Genomic DNA, 22,264 nt, shown 5'->3' with positions numbered 1-22,264 from the left:
TAATTTGTCACTAGTTTTTGAAAAAAAACTTACAGTATATTTTAACAATGCAAGAAAATATTCATATGACGCACAAATGTATGTGGGTGAAGAAAAAAACTCAAACAAGGTATAAAATATAAAATTCTTAACTATTTAAAGGAATAATGTTAATATAAAAAAGTAATAAAAAGTACATAAAAATGATAGAAGAGGAGAATACAAATGAGTAAACTTTTAAAAGTATTTTTATTATCAGCAGTTCCGGTAGTGGAACAAAGAGGTGCTGTACCACTAGGAATAAATATTTATAATTTGGAACCTTCTATAGTATTTTTAGTAAGTTTTTTGGGAAGTATGCTTCCAGTACCATTTATTTTATTATTATTCAATAAAATATTTGAGTGGATGAAAAAATATAAAGCTTTTAATAGAATAAGTAATTTCATTGAGAAAAAAATAAATAAAAATTCAGCTAAAATGGAAAAATATAAGGAAATAGGACTTATAACTTTTATAGCAATACCGCTTCCTACAACAGGAGTATGGACAGGAAGTGCAGTAGCTGCATTTTTAAAATTGGATTTTAAAAAATCTATGATATGCGCAGCTATAGGTGGTATAATTTCAGCTTCTGTACTTACTCTAGCGTGTATATTTTTTCCAACGCTTATTTCGTAACATAAGAATATTGTGCAAAAATATTCTTATAGTATGTATTGCTTTAGCCAAGCGCCTAAACTAAAAAAGGTGGTTTGATAAATTGATTGGATTAATAAAAAAGCTTACAGAAAATATGAGTTATATAGTATTTATAGCATTTATTGTTTCCCAACCGAATAGTTTTAAAAAAATTATACAAAAAGATAAATTTCAAAGAAAAGATTTAATTATTTTATCTGCTATATTTGGAGGATTTGGAATATTAGGGACTTATATAGGAACAGAAATAAATGGAGCTATAGCTAATACTAGAGTTATAGGTGTTATGGCAGGAGGGATTTTGTGTGGTCCTTTTGTTGGAACTTTTGCAGGAATTATAGCTGGTGTACATAGATTTTTCATAAATATAGGAGGAATTACTACTATTCCATGTTTAATAACCACGATAGTAGCAGGAACAGCAGCAGGAATATTACATAATAAATCTAATAAGGAAAATAGATGGATATATGGACTTTTTGCAGGTATTGGTATAGAAAGCTTAGAAATGCTGTTAATCTTAATTTTATCTAAGCCATTTACAACTGCTTTAGCTATTGTAAAGAACATATACATACCTATGGGATTTTCTAATGCTATAGGTATATCAATGCTAATTTTATTAATACAAAATATATTTCAAGAGAAAGAACAAATAGCAGCAAAACAAGCTAAACTAGCTTTAGAAATAGCTAATAAGACACTACCGTATTTTAGAGAGATTAATAATCATTCTTTTGAAAAAATATGTGAAATTATTAAAGAAGCTATAAAAGCAGATGCTGTAGCTATTACAGATAAAAAATATGTATTAGCACATGTAGGAATGGGCTCAGATCATCATAGCAAAGGAGCGAAAATATTAACAGGAGCTACAGAAAAAGTAATAAAGTATGGAGAAATATTAGCTTTAACCAATTCTGAACAAATAAATTGTCCTTATGAAAAATGTCCACTAAAATCAGCAATTATAGTTCCTTTAAAAGAAGGAGAAGAAGTGATTGGCTCGTTAAAAATATACTATGCAGAGGAAGAATTAGTATCTTTTAGAAATAAAACTTTAGCAGTAGGACTTTCACAAATAATTTCAACTCAATTAGAAATAAGTAAACTTGGAAAATTGAAGGAAATGGCAAATAAAGCGGAAATTAAGGCACTTCAAGCTCAAATTAATCCACATTTTTTATTTAACGCTCTAAACACAATTACGTCATTTGTAAGAATAGACCCCAATAAAGCTAGAGAATTAATTATTAATTTATCTACATATTTAAGATATAACTTGGAGTTAGGAGACAATTTTGTGGAAATTTATAAAGAGATGGAACAAGTTAAAGCTTATATAGAAATAGAAAAAGCTAGATTTGGTGATAAATTAAATGTTGTATATAATATTGATGATAATTTAGATATAAAGATACCAAGTTTGATTATTCAACCGATAGTAGAAAACTCAGTTAAACATGGTATTTTAAAAGGAGATAAAAAGGGAACTGTTAAAATAGACATAAAAAAACTAAATAAAGATAAAGTAAAAGTAATTATAGAAGATGACGGAATTGGTATATCAGAAGAAATTATAAAACAGGTATATGAAGGAACTATGAAGGGAAGTCAAATAGGAATTTCTAATGTAAATAATAGACTTAAATATATTTATGGAAAAGGACTTAAAATGGAAAAATTAAATAAAGGTACTAAAACTTCTTTTACAATAAAAAGATTGAAAGGGTGATGTTATGAACTGTGTTATAGTAGATGATGAATACCCTGCAAGAGAAGAATTGAAGTATTTTATAAATAAATTTAGTAATATAAAAATTCAAGGGGAGTTTGAAGATTCTGTAGAGGCTCTTAAATCTATAGAAAAACATAAACCAGATATTATTCTTCTAGATATTAATATGCCTAAAATAGATGGAATGGAGTTAGGAAGAATAATCAATAATTTTGAAAAAAAAATAATTATTGTCTTTATAACTGCATATAAAGAGTATGCTGTTGATGCATTTGAAGTAGAAGCTTTTGATTATATATTAAAGCCCTATTCGGAAAAAAGAATTGTTAATACGTTAAAGAGACTTGAAAAAGAATTTAATGAAACGATAAACAGATGTATAAACAATAAGATAACATTAAAGAAGAATAATAAATTATGGGTAGTAGATGTATGTGATATTTGTTACTGTGAGGCAAGTGAAAGAGAAACTATAATTTACACATGTAAGAATACTTATGTTGAAAATTCCAGTATATCTGAGTTCTATAAAAAACTTCCTAAAAATAATTTTTTTAGAAGCCATAGGTCGTATGTAATAAATTTAGATAAAATAACAGAAATAATTCCTTGGTTTAATAATACGTATATGGTTAAGTTTAAAGAATTAGATGAGGAAATACCAGTTAGTAGGAATAATATAAACGATTTCAAGCACTTGATGGGTATATAGATGCACTTCATGTGCTTTTTTTGTTTTTTAATGTAATATTTAAATCAAAATAAAACGTTATCATTATACTTAAAGTAAGGAAAGTATTTTATAAGATAAAGGGGGAAGGGTTTTATGGTATCATTTTTATTATCTATTGTTGCACTTATTATAGGCTATTTTGTGTACGGTAAAATTGTTGAAAAAGCATTTGGTGCAGATAATAACATTCAAACACCGGCAGTAAGACTTGAAGATGGTGTTGACTTTGTTCCAATGCCAGAATGGAAAATATTCTTAATTCAATTTCTTAATATTGCAGGGTTAGGTCCGATATTTGGAGCTATTTCAGGAGCATTATGGGGGCCAGCTGCTTTCTTGTGGATAGTATTTGGATGTATTTTTGCTGGTGCAGTACATGACTATTTCTCAGGTATGTTATCAGTGAGACATGATGGAGCTAGTATTCCAGAAGTTGTAGGTATATATCTTGGAGGCGGTTTTAAACAGTTCATGAGAGTATTCTCTGTTATACTACTTATACTAGTAGGGGTTGTTTTTGTTAAAGGACCAGCTAGTATATTACATGGTTTAACAGGACTAAATATTAATTTGTTACTATATTTCATATTTGGTTATTATTTAATTGCTACAGTTGTACCAGTAGACAAGCTTATTGGTAAGGTTTATCCTATATTTGGTATATGTTTACTGATTATGGCTGCTGGTGTTGCAGGAGCAATGATAATTGGTAAAGCACCAATTCCAGAGGTTACTTTGGCAAATATGCATCCGAAAGCTGATACAAATCCGATATATCCGTTATTATTTATAACAATTGCATGTGGAGCTATATCAGGATTTCATGCAACTCAATCACCACTTATGGCTAGATGTATAACAAAAGAATCTCAAGGTAGAAGAATATTTTATGGTTCAATGATAGCAGAAGGAATTGTTGCATTAATTTGGGCGGCAGCAGCAATGAGCTTCTTTGGAGGAATAAATGAACTTGGTAGTGCAATGGCTGTTGAAGGACATAATGCTGCTTGGGTTGTAAATGAAGTATGTAATACATGGCTAGGTAAAATAGGTGGATTATTAGCTGTGTTAGGTGTTGTAGCTTGTCCTATAACATCAGGAGATACAGCATTTAGAAGTGCTAGACTTACAATAGCTGATTCAGTTGGATTTAAACAAGAAGCAATTAAAAACAGATTTGTAATAAGTATACCATTATTTGCAATTGGATTTATATTAACTAAAGTTAACTTTGGGGTTATATGGAGATATTTTGGATGGTCAAATCAAACTTTAGCTACAATAGTGCTTTGGACAACAGCAATGTATTTGGTTCATAAGGGTAAGAGCTATTGGATGGCAGCAATTCCAGCTACATTTATGACATCAGTATGCACAACATTTATTGCAAATGCTAAAATTGGATTTAAATTACCTATGAGTATAGCACTTCCAATAGGAATAGTAGTAGCAATATTAGCTTTAGGTTTATTTATAGTAGCTTCAAAAAAGGTTAAAGTTAAGCTAGAGGCAGAAGCGTAAATAAGGCAGTTAAAAATTGAAAGTTGATAGTTAAGAGTCTAAGTGATGTTTATTTTAAAAAAGTTGAATTATAAATATGTAAATAAGAGTTAAATCACAGAACATAATTGTGATTTAACTCTTATCTTTTATATAAAATATTTTTAAAAGAATAATAATACAGACATATGTTAAACATATATCTGTATTATTTTGTTTTATTTTAATTAATACAGGTTTGAATATAAAGAAGAAATTAGTACTAAGTGTTTTTTGTAATGTCTTTAAAGGTGGTGTTTAGGATGAAAAATGATAATCATTTAAAAAAAGATTACAAGAATTTTAAGCAATTTTTAGCAACGGTATGTGCTAAGGAATTAGAGTATTTTATTTTAGATTCCGAGTTTACAAGTGCGTTTAATTACAGAATAAAAAAAATAATTGATGAAATACAAAAAGAGGGTAAGAAAGATATAGAGTTTAGTGTACTCTTTAATACAAGTTCTGAAGTAGCTTTAATAGATGCAGATATAATAGGAAGTTTTATTAGTAATACTTATAGTAAGGAAATAGAAGAATACTATAAAGGTATTTTATTAGATAAAATTATCAAAGAAGTAATTAATGGAAATGAAAAAGTTCAAAATGATTTTATAACTATTTCATATAGTATATTGTATAGAACTATAAATGAATTATATAAAGAAATTAAATGTAAAAAGGAAATTATAAAAAGATATATTAATAAATACAATTTACAAGAACATAAAGAAAAAACTATAGGTATAAATATAGCTATCTTACTAATTTTGGAAGATGTTTGTGAATATATTTCTATAGAAAATAAAATATTGAATGATAGTGTACATAAAATAATTTCTTCAAAAAAAATATAGTCATATTTATGTAACGTTCGACAAATCAATACATAGCTTCCATATGATGGGTGGAACAATAAGTGAACAGATTAGTTAAAGTGATAGCAAAGGTATATTATTGTCATAACATAGAGATAAAATTATAGAGACGCCTTTTATAAAGTGACATGTTTTTTGATAGAATAATGATATTATAGTTATAAAAGGAAAGATAAGGGGGGAAGTGAAGATGTTAGTAGTAGAAAACTTATGTAGAAAAGAAAATTATGAAGGTATAGAGTGTAATTATGCATATAGAGTAATTAAGGATAAAGTTACTTTTTCGGAGATTGATAAATTAGAAATACAATCGTACGGTATAGAGATTGAAAGACAGGATACAGTTAAAGGAGAAATTGTAAAAATTGAAAGAGACTGTGTTAAATGCATAAGTCCACATCGGCACAAAGTACATAATTTAGCAAAGATGCTTTATAATAACATAGTATCTCCATATCATCTTTTAGATGTTTTAGGAGAATATATAGATAGTTATATAACTGATTTTGATGAAGTTTTAAAAGAAATATATATTTGTTAAAAGGAGGGTTACCTCCTTTTTTGTTTATAAAAAATTATTTTAGGTGTAAAATTAAACGTGAAATTTAATTTTTTATCTTAGGGGGAAGTTTATGTGATTATTGGTATAGGTACAGATATTGTGGAAATTAAAAGGATAAAGAAAGCAATGGATAGAAGCCCTAATTTTATAAATAAAATATTTAATAAAAATGAAGTAGAATATTTGAAAAGCAGGAATATGAGACCTGAATATGTAGCAGGAAGATTTGCTGCAAAGGAAGCGGTAGCTAAAGCTATAGGAACGGGATTTACAGGATTTGAATTTAAAGATATAGAAATTGACAAAACAACATTAGGTAAACCAATTGTTATTTTAAAGGGCAAAGCTAAAAAATTAGATAAGAAATGGGGAGAATATAAATTTCATTTAAGTATATCTCATAGTAGAGATAATGCTATTGCTTATGCTGTTTTGGAGGTTTTAAATAATGAAAATAGTAACAGCTGAAAAGCTGAGGGAGATTGATAGATTTTGTATAGAATCTTTGAAAATACCAAGTATGGTTTTAATGGAAAACGCAGCATTGAAAGTTTTAAAGAATATAGAATATGACAACATTAATTCAGCTGCTATTGTGTGCGGAACTGGAAATAATGGAGGCGATGGACTAGCACTTGCAAGACACTTATGCGTATTGGGTAAGAAGACGGAAATATTCTTAATAGGAGATATTTCAAAGCTAAGTGAAGATTGTAAATTAAATTATGAAATACTATTAAATATGAATGTAAATATAAATAACATAACAAATATAGAAGATGTTAGTAGAATGAAAAAAAACATAAGACAGTGTGATATTATAATTGATGCTATATTTGGAACAGGACTTTGTAGAGAAATTAAAGGTATATATGAAGATGTTATTTTATTAATTAATAACAGTGGAACATATGTTATATCAATAGATATTCCTTCAGGATTAAATGCTAATACTGGAGAAATTTTAGGGTGCTGTATTAAAGCAAATAAAACAATATCTTTTCAGTTTTATAAAAGAGGTTTTTTAAAATATGGAATACATGAATTAACAGGTAAAATAATAATAGAGGAAATAGGAATTCCGAATTTTGTTGTAGACAAATTTAAAATTAATGATTATATTTTAGACAATAAAGATATAAATAAAATTATTCCTAAAAGAAAAAAATATTCACATAAAGGCGATTTCGGTAGAGTTTCTATAGTTGCAGGTTCAGCAGGATTTACTGGAGCTGCGTATATATCAACACAATCTGCTGTAAGAAGCGGGGCTGGTCTTGTAACATTATGCTGTAGTGAAATTATACAAAAAATAATGAGTAATAAATTTATAGAAGCTATGACAGTTTCTTTTAAGGAGAAAGAAAAGTTAAATGGGATTTTAAACAAAAGTGATGTTATAGCCGTAGGACCAGGAATGGGTAATAATAAGGGTACACTAAAAATTGTTAGCGATATTATAAAATTAACAAAAGCTCCTATTGTTATTGATGCTGATGGCATTAATGTTTTAAAAGATAATCTAGATGTGCTTAAAGAAAAAAATAATAAAATAATTTTGACGCCTCATTTAGGAGAAATGTCTAGGATAACACAAATTCCTATAGATAAAATCAAAAGAAATAGAATTGAAATTTCAAAACAATTTGCAAAAGAATATGATGTTATATTATTGTTAAAAGGATTTAATACTTTAATCACAAATGGAGAAAGTGTAGTGGTTAATTCTACTGGTAATAGTGCTATGGCATCAGGGGGAATGGGTGACTGTTTAACAGGAATGATAGCATCTTTTATAGGACAAGGTATTGAGCCTTTTAAAGCAGCATATGTAGCTGCATATATTCATGGCATGTGTGGGGACAAACTATCAAAAAAAATGTATTGTGTAAATGCAGACCATATTATTGAGGAACTACCTTATGTTATAAAAGAATTACAAAGGTAAAATTCCAGATTAATAAATTTAGAATATTGTAGATTATATGAGAATAGTATTAATATTGTAAGTTATATTCTGGAGGAAATTAATGAAAAAAAAGCTAGTATTATTAATTACTATTTTCATAGTTATGATATTGAGTTTATGTACTTGTACTAAGAAGGAAAAAGATCCAAGTAAAGTTATTCAATATTTAAAGTCTCTTAATAGTTACACCTGTGATGTAGAAGTACATATAAAAAATAATATACAAGAGATTGACCATTTATGTAAGCAGTTTTATCATAAGGAATATGGACATAGATTAGACATTAACAAAGATAGAGTATTGATATATAGAGAAAATGATATATCAGTAAAAGATTTAAATAATAATAGTCAATATACTCTTGATAAAAATTTTGATAGTGTATATAAATTAAGTTTTATAGGTGAATACATTGGTCTATTGTATACCAATGAGGAAATAAAATATTCTTTTGAAACTATAGAAGATAAAATGTATCAATTGATATATTTAGATATACCTGGTAACAACAGTAATATTAGTTCTGCTATTATGTATGTCAATTTAGAAAATGATTTTCCAGACAAAATAGTTATATATAATAGAAAGGAGAAGGAATGCATTAGATTTGTGTATAAGAATTTTAGTCCTAATACAGATATACAAGAAGAAATTTTTAAAGAACAAATTAATAATGAACAAATTAATAATGAAACCAAAGAATAGAACAAGTTAAGTTATGATAATATACTTGTTTATTTAAAGTGGAGGTAATAAAATGTTTCAACATATAAGACCAGTTTGGGCAGAAATTAATTTAGATAACTTAGCGTTTAATATGCAGCAAATAAAGAGAATAGCTAAAGTCAAAGAAATTATAGGAGTTGTTAAGGCAGATGCTTATGGGCATGGAGCTTTAGATGTAGCTCCTGTACTTTTACAAAATGGAGCAACTAGGCTTGCAGTTGCGGTAATTAGTGAGGGAATTGAGCTTAGAAATGCGGGAATTAAATGTCCTATAATGATTTTAGGATTTACTCCTCCAAGTTTTATGGATGAACTTTTAAAATATAATATAGAGCAAACTGTGTTTTCTTATGATTACGCAAAACAACTTTCTGAAATAGCTCATAAAAAGCAAAAGATAGCAAAAATTCATATAGCTATAGATACAGGAATGGGAAGAATAGGATTTATACCTAATCATGAAAGTGCAGAAGAAATTTACAAAATAAGTAAACTGCCAAATATAAAAATTGAAGGTATGTTTTCTCATTTTTCATCAGCAGATGAAACAGATAAAGAATATACTTATTATCAATTAGAAAAATTTAATAATTTTTATGATATACTAAAACAAAAGAACATAAAAATAAGTATTAGGCATATAGCAAATAGTGCTTCTATAATGGAATTACCTCAAACCTATTTTCAAGCTGTAAGACCTGGAATAATTCAATATGGGTATTATCCTTCACAAGAAGTTGACAGAAATAAATTAGAATTAAAACCTGTTATGAAACTAAAGACTAATATAGCTCACATAAAAAAAGTTCCTTCAGGGCATTATATAAGTTATGGAAGAAAATTTAAAAGTTGTAGAGAAAGTGTAATTGCAACGCTACCTATAGGATATGCTGATGGATATGCTAGATCACTATCTAATAAAGGTAAAGTTATAGTAAATGGACAATTTGCACCAATTATAGGTAACGTTTGTATGGACCAATGTATGATTGATGTTACAGATATAGCTTGTGATGTTAGAGCAGGAGATGAAGTTATACTTATGGGTCAAGAAAATGGGGTTAAATTTGATGCAGATGATATAGCAGAAATGATAGGAACGATTAATTATGAAGTTATATGCATGATAAGTAAAAGAGTACCAAGGGTTTATATAAAAGATGGAAATATTATTAAAATAAGAAATTATGTTTAATATTATGAAATTATGATTAAAAATACATATAGAAAAATAAAGAAAAAACAGGGATTTTCTTTGACATTTTGACAAAATTTCAATTATAATCAGTATGTACATATTTTGTTTATGTTTAAATAGGAGGTAATATTAGCTAAATGTCAAGTTCAAAGAAATTAATAATAAACCTGTCAAAAGCACTTAGTAGTGAAATGAAAAAAAAATGTACAAGAAAATATAAAAAAAAGAGTAAAGTTATTGAAGATACTTTAATAGTATATATTGAGGATAAAAAAAAGCTAAGTAAAATAGATGAACTTCAAAGAGGATATATTGAAATGTCACAAATTAACTCACAAATTAGTGAAATGGGCTTAGCAGAAGATATGTTAGTATTGAAAGAATATGAAGCTACGCTTGTGGAGAGTGATTTGCCAGATGACAATGGTGGTAAAAAGAGGAGATATATTTTATGCTGATTTGAGTCCAGTTGTGGGTTCAGAACAGGGGGGAATAAGACCAGTACTTATAATTCAAAATAATGTAGGTAATAAATACAGTCCTACAGTAATTATTTCTGCCATTACATCGCAGATAAATAAGGCAAAACTACCGACTCATGTGGAAATTTCTTCCGAGGAATATGGTCTGAATAAGGATTCAGTTGTTTTATTGGAACAAATCAGGACTTTGGACAAGAAAAGGTTAAAAGAAAAGATTGGACATATGTCAGAAAAAGATATGAGAAAAGTAGATGAAGCATTATTAATAAGTATTGGTTTATAGGAAAAAAGGGCAAAATTGCCCTTTTTTTAATATACATAGTGTATTTTTATATATAAGTTGTTATAATAATTAGGGAGAAAAAATTAGGAGGAATTAATATGGAAAAAGATATTCATCATCTTAAGCAAATTGCAAAAGAAATTAGAAAAGATATAGTAACTATGTTAACAGAATCAGGTTCAGGACATCCAGGTGGATCGTTATCTGCAGTTGAAATTTTAACAACTCTATATTTTAAAGAAATGAATGTAAATGTTGAAGATCCTCATAATCCAGATAGAGACAGATTTATTCTTTCAAAAGGTCATGCAGCTCCTGTACTGTATAGTGCGCTAGCAAATAAAGGATTTTTTGATAAGGAAGAATTAATGAAATTAAGAAAGTTAGGTTCAATACTTCAAGGCCATCCTAATATGAATTATGTACCAGGAATAGATATGTCAACAGGTTCTTTAGGACAAGGAATTTCTACAGCTGTTGGTGTGGCTATAGCAGGAAAGTTAGATGAAAAAGATTATAGAGTTTACACGTTATTAGGAGACGGAGAATTAGAAGAAGGCCAAGTTTGGGAAGCTTCTATGTCAGCAGCACATTATAAATTAGATAATTTAACTGCGTTTGTAGATAATAATGGACTTCAAATTGATGGAAACTGTCAAGATGTATTAAATCCTATGCCTATAGATGAGAAATTTAAAGCTTTTGGATGGCATGTTATAAATATTGATGGACATGATTTTGAAGCAATCATAAATGCTATTAATGAAGCTAAAACAATAAAAGAAAAGCCAACAGTAATAGTTTGCAAAACAATAAAAGGAAAAGGCGTATCATTTATGGAAAATCAAGCTGGTTGGCATGGTTCAACTCCTAACAAAGAACAATGTGAGCAGGCTTTAAAGGAAATCGGAGGTGAAGTATAATGGCTAAAAAAATAGCTACTAGGGAAGCATACGGAAAAACTTTAGCTAAATTAGGTCAGGAAAACCCAAATGTCGTTGTACTTGATGCGGATTTATCAAAGTCAACTAAGACAGCAGAGTTTAAAAAAGTTTGCCCAGAAAGACATATAAATATGGGTATTGCAGAAGGAAATATGATGGCAGTTGCGGGAGGACTTTCAACTTGTGGTAAGATACCGTTTGCAAGTACTTTTGCGATTTTTGCAACAGGAAGAGCTTTCGAACAAATTAGAAATACTATTTGTTATCCAAATTTAAATGTTAAAGTATGTGCTACACATGCAGGAATCACAGTTGGTGAAGATGGAGCTTCTCACCAAGCAATTGAAGATGTATCTTTAATGAGAAGTATTCCAAATATGACAGTGATTTGTCCTAGCGATGCAGTTGAAACAGAAGCTGCAATAAGAGCTATTACAGAATATAATGGACCATGTTATGTAAGATTAGGAAGATCTGGAGTTCCAGTTATTAATGATAATGAAGAATATAAGTTTGAAATAGGAAAAGCAGTAACATTAAGAGAGGGTAAAGAAGCTACTATAATAGCTACAGGAATAATGGTAGATGCTGCTCTAGAAGCTTATAATGTTCTTGCAGAAGAAGGTATAAAGGTTAAAGTTTTAAATATACATACTATAAAACCTATAGATACTGAAGCGATAATAAATGCTGCTAAAGAGACAGGAGTTGTTATAACTGCTGAAGAACACAGTATCATTGGTGGTTTAGGGTCTGCTGTATGCGAAGTTTTAAGTGAAAATAGTCCAGTTCCAGTAATAAGAATTGGTATTAAAGATAAATTTGGTGAAAGTGGAAAACCAGATGAATTATTAAAAGCTTATGGATTGACAGCAGAAGATATCGTTAAGGCTGTGAAAAAAGGTATCTCATTTAAATAAAAAGAAGTACTTAAAACTACTGATTAGGAAGGAGTTTAATTTACTCCTTCCTTTGTTTTTTATAATTAAAATTTAAAATTCAAATATTTTGGGGTTGAGATGGTAAAACTAATTATAGGAAATTCAAGGGGGAATTTATTATGGAGAGGAATATAAAAAAAGAGATAAAAGAATATTTTTGGACTACTATAGGATTTTTAATAGTGGTTATTGCAATAAAATTTTTTTTAGCACCAAATAAGATAGCTGGTGGTGGTGTTATGGGTATTGGTATAATAATAAATTATTTAATACCTAGTTTATCAGTTGGGCATATAATGTTGATTTTGAATGGAGTATTTTTCTTAATTGCATTTATTGTTATAGGCAAAGAATTTGGAGCAAAAACCATATATGCAAGTTTAGCTATGTCTATAATAATATCAATTCTGGATAAAATCATTCCACCAGAGGTGGCTTATACCAATGATTTGTTTTTAGCAACATTTTTTGGCACGCTTTTATCAGGTGTAGGTATGGGAATTGTGTTTAATCAAAATGCTTCAACAGGTGGAACAGACATATTAGCTAAAATAATAAACAAATTTATACATATAGATATAGGGAAATCATTATTGATTGTAGATATTTTTATAGCAGTTTTGGCAGGAATTACTTTTAATCCTGAAAAGGGTATGTATGCGATAATATCCGTTATAATGTTAGGATTTATAATTGATTATGTAATAGAGGGATTGAATAAATGTAAAGCTGTACTGATTGTTAGCAGTAAAAATGATTTGATAAGTGAATATATTATAGAAAAATTAGATAGAGGATGCACAATCTTTACTGGTAAAGGCGGATATAGTAAAAATAATACAGAGGTTTTATATACTGTGTTGGGTAGAAAGGAATTTATAAGATTAAGAGAGTATATTAAAGATATAGATGAAAGAGCATTTATAACAATAACCGAAGCTCATGAAGTTTTAGGGGAAGGATTTAAAAATATTGTTGAAAATTGATAAAAATATTCACAATTAGTTAATTAAATATTTTCAATATTATGTTATAATAATAAATGAATATTGTTAAGATAAAGTAACTAGATGGGAGAAATTTGTAACATGATAGAATTTAAAAATGTAACAAAAATATATGAAAATAATGTCTTTGCAATTTCTAATGTTAATTTAGAGATAGATAGAGGAGAGTTTGTATTTCTTGTTGGGCCAAGTGGCGCTGGTAAATCAACTTTTATTAAGTTGCTTTTTAAGGAAGTGGAACTAACTACGGGAAGAATAATAGTAAACGAAGAAGATATTGCAAAATTAAAAAGGAAACAAGCTCCGTATTATAGAAGAAAAATTGGTATGGTGTTCCAAGATTTTAGGTTAATACCAACGTTGAACGTATATGAGAATGTTGCATTTGCTATGAGAGTTATAGAAGCACAGCAAAGAGATATAAGAAAAAGAGTACCAATGGTTCTATCAATGGTTGGATTATCACATAAATATAAATGTTTTCCAAATGAACTTTCAGGAGGAGAGCAACAAAGGGTTGCACTTGCAAGAGCAATTGTAAATAATCCATCAATTCTTATTGCAGATGAGCCAACCGGTAATTTAGATCCAGATACATCAATTGAAATTATGAAAACATTAAATGATATAAACCATGCAGGAACTACAATTATTATGGCTACTCATGATAAAAGTATTGTAAATAGTATGAAAAAAAGAGTTATAGCTGTTGAAAAAGGTGTAATTGTAAGAGATGAGCAGAGGGGTAGATACGGTTATGAAGATTAGTAGTTTGAAATATTTTTCAATGGATGCTTTGAAGAGTTTAAAAAGAAATAAAGCGTTAAGTATGGCTTCAATAATTACAGTTTCTTTAACTCTTTTTATGTTTGGAATATTCTTATTAACTATGCTTAATGCAAATAATATAATTAAAAATGTAGAATCAAAATTGGAAGTGCAAGTGTTTTTAAAAGATGACATTAAACAAGCTGATAAAGAGAGTATAGAAAGAACTATTAAATCTATGGATGCAATAGTTGATGTTGAATATGAAACAAAAACTCAGGCATTAGATAAATATAAAGAACAATTAGGTGAGGAAAATAAGGAGTTACTTGAAGGATTAGATAAAGAAAATCCTCTGCCAGAATCATTTATTGTTAAAGTTGAAAAGGCAGAAGGTATTGAAAAAGTAGTTGATGAAATTAAAGACATGACAGGAGTAGAAGAAGTAGGAGCTAATGAAGAGATAGTTAATAAAATAGCATCTCTTACCAAAGGAGTTAAATGGATTGGATTAGCAGCACTAGTTATATTAATACCTATTTCATTGCTTTTAATTGGAAATACCATTAAACTTGCAGTATATTCAAGAAAAAGAGAAATAGGAATAATGAAATATGTTGGAGCAACAGATGGGTTTATAAGATGGCCATTTATAATTGAGGGAATGATTATTGGTTTAATAGGTTCACTTGTTTCTACTGTTTTATTAAATTATTTATATAAATTTACATACTATAAGCTTTCATCTGCTATAATGATGTTAGATTTAATTAAACCAGCATATTTCTTAGGAAGTGTTTTGTGGGTATTTGTTATTGCAGGAATAACTATTGGAGCTTTAGGAAGTATTTTATCTATTAGAAAATTTTTAAGAGTATAAAATATAAATATTATTAAAAAAAGGTTGGCATTTTTATAGCCAGCCTTAATATTTATGAATTTTATTTTATATAGGTATAATTGTTCTATTATTAACGTAAAAATATAAGTAGCATGGAAGTAAGAGGTGAATAAAAATGGATTATAAAGAAATTAATGGATGTGAAAATAAGAAGAACCCTAATGAAAAGAAAAGTAATCTGAAACGAATAGGAATAGGAATATTAATAGTTGTTTTAACAAATTTTATTACGTTTACTATAGCACTCAGAATGCCTTTAAAGGGTACAGTTAGAATCAGCGAATCAAAATATGATGAAATATCTAAATTCTCAAAAATGTTTATAGTAAAACAAAATATTGAAATGTTTTATGATGGTAAAATTGATGAAAATAAACTTATAGATGGTGCGATAAAAGGGATAGCTAATAGCGTAAATGATCCATATACAGTTTATATGGATAAGGATGAATATAAAGAATTTAGTACATATACAGAAGGAGATTATGTAGGTCTTGGAATAAGAGTAGGAGTAAAAGATAATAAAATAGTTATTATAGCTCCTTTTGAAGATTCACCAGCAAAAAAAGCAGGTATAATTTCAGGTGATATAATAGAAAAAGTAGATGGAAAACAAGTATTAGGTAAAGATTTAGATAAAGCTATATCAATGATGAAAGGCGAAAAAAATACTTATGTTGTTCTTACAATAAACAGACAAAATACAGAAAAAATTGATATTAAAGTTAAAAGAGATGTTATTCCTTTAATTACAGTATCAGGAGAAATGCTAGATGATAAAATAGGATATATTCAAATAAGTACTTTTGCTGAAAATACAGGAAGTCAATTTCAAGAAGAAGTTAATAGATTAAATAAAAAAGGTATGACGGGTTTAATATTAGATTTAAGACAAAATCCAGGTGGATGGTTAACACAATCTATTGAAATTACATCAAAATTTGTTGAAAAGGGAAAAACTATAGTATCAACAATAGATAAAAATAAAAATAAAGAGGAATTTAAGTCAAAAGGTGGAGAACTAATAGGAATACCTCTTGTAGTGTTAATAGATGGAGGAACAGCAAGTGCATCAGAAATTTTCTCAGGAGCTATAAGAGATTATGAGCTAGGCACTTTAGTTGGTGAAAAAACTTTTGGAAAAGGAATAGTTCAAAGTGTTTTGGACAAAAAGAGATTTGGTTTTGGTGATGGTACAGCACTAAAAGTAACTACTTCAAAATATTATACTCCAAATGGTGAAAATATTCATCATAAAGGAATTAAGCCTAATATTGAAGTTAAATATCCAAAAGACCTATTAAAGAAAACTTATAGTAGGGAAACTGATCCTCAATTTAAAAAGGCACTTGAAATTATGAAAGAAAAGATGAAATAAGACAAAGGCGAGAGGAGTAATTAGCTTACATGAGTATTACGCTAAATATATTAAGGACTATAGCTTTTGCGATAGTAAAAGTTCCTTATATATTTATATTAATAGGTTTTATTGTTATGTTTTATAAGCAAAATAAAAAAACAGTTATAATACAAAAAATGATTATTGGGGATAGACTTAATTCTCCTTATGAATTAACAATATCTCAAATAGTCCTAGGATTATTTGCAGGAATATTGGGTAGTATTGCATTGAGTTATTTAGGCGTTGGATTTGATGAGAATACTTCTATAGAATTAATATTTTTAATATCTATAGTTCTTATCTTTATTAATCCTAGATTTATATGTTTTTCTTATTCAGGTGCTATACTAGGATTTGTTAGTATTTTATTAGAAATTATGAGACAAATGTATGATTTAGATATAGGTTCATTAAAGTTTTTAAATATAGATGTAGTTGCACTCATGACATTAATAGCAGTTTTACATTTTATTGAAGCTATACTTGTTATGCTTGATGGAGATAAAGGAGCTATTCCTATATTTACTAAAAAAAATGATAAAATAATAGGTGGATATGCATTAAAAAGATATTGGCTTATACCAATATCTGTTATATTAATAGTTAATTCTAAGATGTATTTTTTAGAACAAATAGTTTCGCTTACACAATGGAAAACATTATTAAGTCCTTCTACTCCTTTAGAAATTATTAAAAATGCAGCCATATTATTATTTCCTTTTTATGGAATGATTGGCTATAGTAGTGTAACATTTACTAAAACAAAAAAACAAAAAGCGATTACGTCAGGATTAATGATAATGATTTACAGCATATTGTTATTTATATTTGCTAGACTGGCGATTTTAAATATATTTTTTAAATTATTTGTTGTAATCTTTGCACCAGCAGCACACGAAACTATGATTTATATACAAAGATATATGGAAGTTAAAGTTAAACCTAAATATGTTAGTGGTGAAAATGGCATGATGGTTTTAGAAGTTGCACCTAATTCTGCTGCTTTTGAGATGGGAATTAAAAGCGGAGATGTGGTAGTAGAAGTGAATGATAAACCTATATGTAAAGAAGATGACATGTTTAAAATTTTAAGAGAAACTTCAAATTTTGTTTGGTTTAAGATAAAACGAGCGGCAGGAAATTTAGAGGAAATAAGATATAATAAATTAACAGATTTTAAAAAACTAGGAATTGTTTTTGTGCCAGTAGCTATACCAGATGAGAGAATGGTTGTTAAGGTAAATGAAAATAAATTTCAAGAAGTATTAGATAAAATGAAAGATAAAAATAAATAACATTAGACTATAATAAAAAAGATGATATTTCAAATATTTTTGAGATATCATCTTTTTTATTATAGTTTTTAGTAAAATAAGTGATAAAAAGAATTTATATATAACAAAAAAACGTGAAAAAACGAAAAAAATGTTGAATATATGTATATAATAATATATATTAGCTGTTTTATTGTTAATAAAAATTAAAATACTATATATGTTTAATAATTAATATTTGGAAGGAGTATATATGAGAATAATTATAGCTGCAGCAATAGGGTATCTTTTAGGAAATGTTCAAGCTGCGTATATTTTGGGAAAGTTAGTAAAAAAAATAGATATAAGGGAGCATGGAAATAGTAATGCAGGTGCATCTAATGTTACAACAGTCATGGGATGGAAATATGGAATCATAACTGCATTAGTAGACATTATGAAGGCGGTAGTGGCAGTGCTAATTATAGAAGCTATTTGGACGGATTCATCATTTTTACCTTTTATAGCAGGTATATTTGTGATTCTAGGACATGTGTTTCCTATTTTTTTAGGATTTAAAGGTGGAAAAGGAACTGCTTCGATTATTGGAATGGTACTTGCAATTGACTATAGAATTGCAGTGATATTAATTATTTCTATTATTATTATTACTATTATAACAGATTACATTGCTATAGGAACTATTGTTATAGTTAGTATTTTACCAGTAGCAATATATATAGCTAATTATCCTATGCAAGCTGTTATTGTATGTATAGTTATAGCTGTACTATCTATTTATAAACATGTACCGAATGTAAAGAGAATTATAAAAAAAGAAGAAATTGGGCTAAAAGAAACTATAAGAAGAAAGAAAAAATAATAATTTAAAATAAGGAGAACAATAATGACTAAGAAAGAAAAAAGTTGGATAATTTACGATTGGGCTAATTCTGCATATGCAGTAGCTATTATGACAGCTGTTTTACCTATTTTTTTTAAGGATGTAGTTGCAAAAGAAATTCAAGATTCTTATTCTACAGCTTACTGGGGATATGTAAATACTTTTATAGCTTTGATAGTTTCGATAGGTGCTCCTTTCTTAGGTACTCTTGCGGATTACAAAGATAATAAAAAGAGATTTATGATTGCTTTTGTAGGGATTGGAGCTGTAAGTACTTGTGCATTAGCGACTATACAAGAAGGGAATATTATTCAATGTTTATTTATATATAGTATAGCAACAATATGTTTTTCTAGTGCTAATATTTTTTATGATGCTTTTTTAGTTGATGTTACAAATAAAGATAGAATGGATTGGGTTTCGTCAAATGGATTTGCTTGGGGATATATAGGAAGTACTATACCATTTATTATTAGTATTGCAATTATATTAAAACCTTCTTTAATCGGAGTTTCTTCAAAAATTACAACTATAAAAATTTCATTTATAATTACAGGGCTATGGTGGTTTTTATTTTCCATTCCACTATTTAAAAATGTAGAACAAATACATTTTATTGAAAAATCTTCTCATGTTATTAATGATAGTTTTGGAAGAATGGTTAAAATTTTAAGTGAAATCAAAAAAAATAAGAATATATATATTTTTTTGATAGCATATTTTTTTTATATTGATGGAGTTAGTACTATTTTTAAAATGGCAGCTGTATATGGAAAGGATGTAGGCGTTGATAGTAATCATCTTTTATTAATTTTATTAGTTACACAGTTTGTTGCTTTTCCATTTGCATTGTTATTTGGGAAATTAGCAGATAAATTTTGTGCAAAAAAAATGTTGATGATTGGTATTGGTATGTATATGTTTATTAGTATATATGGTTTTTTTATAAAATCAGTTTTTGATTATTGGGTTTTAGCTATGTTGGTAGCAACCTGTCAAGGTGGAATGCAGGCATTGAGTCGTTCAATGTATTGCAAAATGATTCCAAAAGAAAAATCAGCAGGTTATTTTGGAATTTACAATATAATTGGAAAATTTTCTGCTATCATAGGTCCATTGATGATAGGAGTTATATCACATATAACCAAAGAATCAAAATATGGAATTTTGAGTTTAGTTTTTTTATTTATTATTGGATATATTTTATTAAATAAAGTACAAGAATATAAAATAGTATAGTTTTATCAAAAAGAGAGTAATTAAATTGTTACTCTCTTTTAAATTAGGGTAACTAGAGAACTAATTACTCTTATTGACATTAAAACTATAAAAGTATAAAATTAATATAACCGAACAAACGTTCACAGGAGATGGTAAAATGGGGAAATTCAAAATACATTCTAAATTTAAGCCGACAGGCGATCAACCACAAGCTATAAACAGTATAGTAAACGGTATAAAAAGAAAAGAAAAATTTCAAACTTTATTAGGCGTGACCGGTTCAGGAAAAACTTTTACTATGGCTAATATAATAGAAAAGGTGCAAAGGCCAACATTGGTTTTAGCTCATAATAAGACTTTAGCTGCTCAATTATGCTCAGAGTTTAAAGAGTTTTTTCCAGAAAATTGTGTTGAATATTTTGTGTCTTACTATGATTATTATCATCCAGAAGCATATCTACCCCAAACAGATACTTTTATTGAAAAAGATGCATCCATAAATGATGAGATAGATAAATTAAGACATTCAGCTACTTCAGCTTTATTTGAAAGAAGGGATGTTATAGTAGTATCTTCAGTTTCATGTATATATGGATTAGGTAATCCAGAGGAATACAAAAAGCTTACTGTATCATTAAGAGAGGGCATGATTAAAGATAGAGATGAAGTTATTAGACAATTAGTGGATATTCAATATGAAAGAAATGAGATGAATTTTGTAAGAGGTACTTTTAGAGTTAGAGGAGATATTTTAGATGTATTTCCAACAGCATCTACTAATATAGGTATAAAAATAGAATTTTTTGGAGACGAAATAGATAAAATAAGAGAATTTGAGGTTTTGACAGGGAAAATATTATCTACTAGAAAGCATGTATCAATATTCCCAGCATCTCACTTTGCAACATCTAAAGAAAAGCTTGAAAGTGCTATAAAGCAAATAGAAGATGAATTAGAGCAAAAAGTTAAAGAGTTTATTGAACAAGATAAGATTCTTGAAGCACAAAGATTAAAACAAAGAACTAATTTTGATATTGAAATGATGAGAGAAGTAGGATATTGCAGTGGAATTGAGAATTATTCCAGAGTTCTAGATGGTAGATTACCAGGTACACCACCACAAACTTTACTCGATTATTTCCCAGAAGATTTTTTATTTTTTATTGATGAAAGTCATGTAACGCTTCCACAGGTTAAGGCAATGTATGGTGGAGATAAATCAAGAAAAAACAACTTAGTGGAATATGGTTTTAGGATTCCATGTGCTTATGATAATAGACCGCTTAAATTTGAAGAATTTGAAAAAAAATTAAATCAAACGTTATTTGTAAGTGCAACTCCTAGTGAGTATGAAAAAAAACATTCCACAAACACAGCAGAACAGATTATAAGACCTACAGGATTACTAGATCCAGAAATAATAGTTAAACCTATAAAGGGTCAAATAGATGATTTGTATGCTAGTATACAAGAAACAATAAGTAAAGGATATAGAACACTTGTAACTACTTTAACTAAGAAGATGGCTGAAGATTTAACAGATTACTTAAAAGATATGGATATAAAGATAGAATATCTTCACTCAAGTATTGATACGATGAAGCGAATGGAATTAATACGAGATTTAAGAAAAGGCAAATTTGATGTTTTAGTTGGAATTAATCTTTTAAGAGAAGGGTTAGATATTCCAGAAGTAGCTTTGGTTGCAATATTAGATGCTGATAAACAAGGTTTTTTGAGATCTCAAACTGCCCTTATACAAACTATAGGAAGAGCTTCAAGGAATTCTGAAAGTAAGGTAGTTATGTATGCTGATACTATAACTGAAGCTATGGATAAAGCTATAAAAGAGACTAATAGAAGAAGAAAAATACAAATAGAATATAACCAAAAGCATGGAATAACTCCTAAGACTGTTGTTAAAGACATAAGAGAAGTAATACAAAATAAGGTTGCTGAAGATGCAGAAGAATATGTGATTAATAAATCATCTAAAAAACTTGGTAAAGATGAAATTCACAAATTAATTAATAAATTTGAAAAAGAAATGAAACAAGCAGCTAAGGATTTACAATTTGAGAGAGCTGCGGAACTTAGAGATAAAATATTAAATTTGCGTGAGAAAATTTAATT

22 protein-coding genes are annotated in these 22,264 nt (G+C 28.0%); all 22 read left to right on the top strand.

Annotated elements, in window-relative coordinates:
* The first annotated feature begins 204 nt into the window (after nt 1-204).
* On the top strand, nt 205-660 hold the full coding sequence (locus OW763_RS02995) for a COG2426 family protein (RefSeq protein ID WP_268039575.1): 456 nt from the start codon (nt 205-207) through the stop codon (nt 658-660).
* 82 nt (nt 661-742) lie between these two features.
* Nucleotides 743-2,416 carry a sensor histidine kinase gene (locus OW763_RS02990; protein WP_268039574.1) on the top strand — a complete coding sequence of 558 codons (1,674 nt, stop codon included), beginning with the start codon at nt 743-745 and terminating at the stop codon, nt 2,414-2,416.
* A 4-nt stretch (nt 2,417-2,420) separates the two neighbouring features.
* Nucleotides 2,421-3,131 (top strand): LytR/AlgR family response regulator transcription factor, encoded by a 711-nt coding sequence (locus OW763_RS02985; RefSeq protein ID WP_268039573.1) that lies wholly within the window; start codon nt 2,421-2,423, stop codon nt 3,129-3,131.
* A 114-nt stretch (nt 3,132-3,245) separates the two neighbouring features.
* Nucleotides 3,246-4,673, top strand: a complete 1,428-nt coding sequence (locus tag OW763_RS02980) for a carbon starvation CstA family protein (RefSeq protein ID WP_268039572.1) — start codon at nt 3,246-3,248, stop codon at nt 4,671-4,673.
* Between the two features lie 281 nt (nt 4,674-4,954).
* Nucleotides 4,955-5,548 carry a hypothetical protein gene (locus OW763_RS02975; RefSeq protein ID WP_268039571.1) on the top strand — a complete coding sequence of 198 codons (594 nt, stop codon included), beginning with the start codon at nt 4,955-4,957 and terminating at the stop codon, nt 5,546-5,548.
* 211 nt (nt 5,549-5,759) lie between these two features.
* Nucleotides 5,760-6,110, top strand: a complete 351-nt coding sequence (locus tag OW763_RS02970) for a DUF6514 family protein (RefSeq protein ID WP_268039570.1) — start codon at nt 5,760-5,762, stop codon at nt 6,108-6,110.
* A 93-nt stretch (nt 6,111-6,203) separates the two neighbouring features.
* Nucleotides 6,204-6,599, top strand: coding sequence for a holo-ACP synthase (gene acpS, locus OW763_RS02965; RefSeq protein ID WP_268039569.1), 396 nt, complete (start codon nt 6,204-6,206; stop codon nt 6,597-6,599).
* A complete protein-coding gene (locus OW763_RS02960) occupies nt 6,580-8,079 on the top strand; it encodes an NAD(P)H-hydrate dehydratase (protein ID WP_268039568.1) in 1,500 nt (499 codons plus the stop codon). The genes acpS and OW763_RS02960 overlap by 20 nt, the downstream gene beginning before the upstream one ends.
* 82 nt (nt 8,080-8,161) lie before the next feature.
* Complete coding sequence (locus OW763_RS02955; protein ID WP_268039567.1) at nt 8,162-8,806, top strand: germination lipoprotein GerS-related protein; 645 nt, start codon at nt 8,162-8,164, stop codon at nt 8,804-8,806.
* Between the two features lie 52 nt (nt 8,807-8,858).
* On the top strand, nt 8,859-10,022 hold the full coding sequence (gene alr / locus OW763_RS02950) for an alanine racemase (RefSeq protein WP_268039566.1): 1,164 nt from the start codon (nt 8,859-8,861) through the stop codon (nt 10,020-10,022).
* A 140-nt stretch (nt 10,023-10,162) separates the two neighbouring features.
* On the top strand, nt 10,163-10,483 hold the full coding sequence (locus OW763_RS02945) for a CopG family transcriptional regulator (protein WP_268039565.1): 321 nt from the start codon (nt 10,163-10,165) through the stop codon (nt 10,481-10,483).
* A complete protein-coding gene (locus OW763_RS02940; protein ID WP_272507264.1) occupies nt 10,443-10,790 on the top strand; it encodes a type II toxin-antitoxin system PemK/MazF family toxin in 348 nt (115 codons plus the stop codon). The genes OW763_RS02945 and OW763_RS02940 overlap by 41 nt, the downstream gene beginning before the upstream one ends.
* Before the next feature lie 98 nt (nt 10,791-10,888).
* Nucleotides 10,889-11,713: a transketolase gene (locus OW763_RS02935; protein ID WP_268039564.1), complete on the top strand. Its 825-nt coding sequence runs from the start codon at nt 10,889-10,891 to the stop codon at nt 11,711-11,713.
* Nucleotides 11,713-12,654, top strand: a complete 942-nt coding sequence (locus OW763_RS02930; protein WP_268039563.1) for a transketolase family protein — start codon at nt 11,713-11,715, stop codon at nt 12,652-12,654. Before OW763_RS02935 ends, OW763_RS02930 begins: the two co-directional genes overlap by 1 nt.
* Before the next feature lie 140 nt (nt 12,655-12,794).
* Nucleotides 12,795-13,661 carry a YitT family protein gene (locus OW763_RS02925; protein ID WP_268039562.1) on the top strand — a complete coding sequence of 289 codons (867 nt, stop codon included), beginning with the start codon at nt 12,795-12,797 and terminating at the stop codon, nt 13,659-13,661.
* Between the two features lie 102 nt (nt 13,662-13,763).
* Nucleotides 13,764-14,450 (top strand): cell division ATP-binding protein FtsE, encoded by a 687-nt coding sequence (ftsE, locus tag OW763_RS02920; protein WP_268039561.1) that lies wholly within the window; start codon nt 13,764-13,766, stop codon nt 14,448-14,450.
* Entirely contained in the window at nt 14,440-15,330 is an 891-nt protein-coding gene (gene ftsX / locus OW763_RS02915; protein WP_268039560.1) for a permease-like cell division protein FtsX, read from the top strand. The genes ftsE and ftsX overlap by 11 nt, the downstream gene beginning before the upstream one ends.
* Nucleotides 15,331-15,466: 136 nt before the next feature.
* Nucleotides 15,467-16,729: a S41 family peptidase gene (locus tag OW763_RS02910; RefSeq protein WP_268039559.1), complete on the top strand. Its 1,263-nt coding sequence runs from the start codon at nt 15,467-15,469 to the stop codon at nt 16,727-16,729.
* 29 nt (nt 16,730-16,758) lie between these two features.
* Complete coding sequence (locus tag OW763_RS02905; protein WP_268039558.1) at nt 16,759-18,048, top strand: site-2 protease family protein; 1,290 nt, start codon at nt 16,759-16,761, stop codon at nt 18,046-18,048.
* Nucleotides 18,049-18,280: 232 nt separating this feature from the next.
* Nucleotides 18,281-18,889: a glycerol-3-phosphate 1-O-acyltransferase PlsY gene (gene plsY, locus OW763_RS02900; RefSeq protein WP_268039557.1), complete on the top strand. Its 609-nt coding sequence runs from the start codon at nt 18,281-18,283 to the stop codon at nt 18,887-18,889.
* Nucleotides 18,890-18,913: 24 nt separating this feature from the next.
* Nucleotides 18,914-20,149: an MFS transporter gene (locus OW763_RS02895; RefSeq protein WP_268039556.1), complete on the top strand. Its 1,236-nt coding sequence runs from the start codon at nt 18,914-18,916 to the stop codon at nt 20,147-20,149.
* Between the two features lie 139 nt (nt 20,150-20,288).
* Nucleotides 20,289-22,262: an excinuclease ABC subunit UvrB gene (uvrB, locus tag OW763_RS02890; RefSeq protein WP_268039555.1), complete on the top strand. Its 1,974-nt coding sequence runs from the start codon at nt 20,289-20,291 to the stop codon at nt 22,260-22,262.
* Nucleotides 22,263-22,264: the final 2 nt, after the last annotated feature.

The organism is Clostridium aestuarii (assembly GCF_026735135.1).
GTDB classification, from domain to species: Bacteria; Bacillota; Clostridia; order Clostridiales; family Clostridiaceae; genus Clostridium_H; species Clostridium_H aestuarii.
The sequence above is the reverse complement of the archived record's forward strand: the minus strand, read 5'-3'. Positions and strand labels throughout refer to the sequence as shown.

What these genes read in the sequence shown, in the direction of transcription:
- OW763_RS02995 (WP_268039575.1), top strand. Translation starts at nt 205, where the DNA reads ATGAGTAAACTTTTAAAAGTATTTTTATTATCAGCAGTTCCGGTAGTG.
- OW763_RS02985 (WP_268039573.1), top strand. Translation starts at nt 2,421, where the DNA reads ATGAACTGTGTTATAGTAGATGATGAATACCCTGCAAGAGAAGAATTG.
- OW763_RS02980 (WP_268039572.1), top strand. Translation starts at nt 3,246, where the DNA reads ATGGTATCATTTTTATTATCTATTGTTGCACTTATTATAGGCTATTTT.
- OW763_RS02975 (WP_268039571.1), top strand. Translation starts at nt 4,955, where the DNA reads ATGAAAAATGATAATCATTTAAAAAAAGATTACAAGAATTTTAAGCAA.
- OW763_RS02970 (WP_268039570.1), top strand. Translation starts at nt 5,760, where the DNA reads ATGTTAGTAGTAGAAAACTTATGTAGAAAAGAAAATTATGAAGGTATA.
- OW763_RS02960 (WP_268039568.1), top strand. Translation starts at nt 6,580, where the DNA reads ATGAAAATAGTAACAGCTGAAAAGCTGAGGGAGATTGATAGATTTTGT.
- OW763_RS02955 (WP_268039567.1), top strand. Translation starts at nt 8,162, where the DNA reads ATGAAAAAAAAGCTAGTATTATTAATTACTATTTTCATAGTTATGATA.
- alr (WP_268039566.1), top strand. Translation starts at nt 8,859, where the DNA reads ATGTTTCAACATATAAGACCAGTTTGGGCAGAAATTAATTTAGATAAC.
- OW763_RS02945 (WP_268039565.1), top strand. Translation starts at nt 10,163, where the DNA reads ATGTCAAGTTCAAAGAAATTAATAATAAACCTGTCAAAAGCACTTAGT.
- OW763_RS02940 (WP_272507264.1), top strand. Translation starts at nt 10,443, where the DNA reads ATGACAATGGTGGTAAAAAGAGGAGATATATTTTATGCTGATTTGAGT.
- OW763_RS02935 (WP_268039564.1), top strand. Translation starts at nt 10,889, where the DNA reads ATGGAAAAAGATATTCATCATCTTAAGCAAATTGCAAAAGAAATTAGA.
- OW763_RS02930 (WP_268039563.1), top strand. Translation starts at nt 11,713, where the DNA reads ATGGCTAAAAAAATAGCTACTAGGGAAGCATACGGAAAAACTTTAGCT.
- OW763_RS02925 (WP_268039562.1), top strand. Translation starts at nt 12,795, where the DNA reads ATGGAGAGGAATATAAAAAAAGAGATAAAAGAATATTTTTGGACTACT.
- ftsE (WP_268039561.1), top strand. Translation starts at nt 13,764, where the DNA reads ATGATAGAATTTAAAAATGTAACAAAAATATATGAAAATAATGTCTTT.
- ftsX (WP_268039560.1), top strand. Translation starts at nt 14,440, where the DNA reads ATGAAGATTAGTAGTTTGAAATATTTTTCAATGGATGCTTTGAAGAGT.
- OW763_RS02910 (WP_268039559.1), top strand. Translation starts at nt 15,467, where the DNA reads ATGGATTATAAAGAAATTAATGGATGTGAAAATAAGAAGAACCCTAAT.
- OW763_RS02905 (WP_268039558.1), top strand. Translation starts at nt 16,759, where the DNA reads ATGAGTATTACGCTAAATATATTAAGGACTATAGCTTTTGCGATAGTA.
- plsY (WP_268039557.1), top strand. Translation starts at nt 18,281, where the DNA reads ATGAGAATAATTATAGCTGCAGCAATAGGGTATCTTTTAGGAAATGTT.
- OW763_RS02895 (WP_268039556.1), top strand. Translation starts at nt 18,914, where the DNA reads ATGACTAAGAAAGAAAAAAGTTGGATAATTTACGATTGGGCTAATTCT.
- uvrB (WP_268039555.1), top strand. Translation starts at nt 20,289, where the DNA reads ATGGGGAAATTCAAAATACATTCTAAATTTAAGCCGACAGGCGATCAA.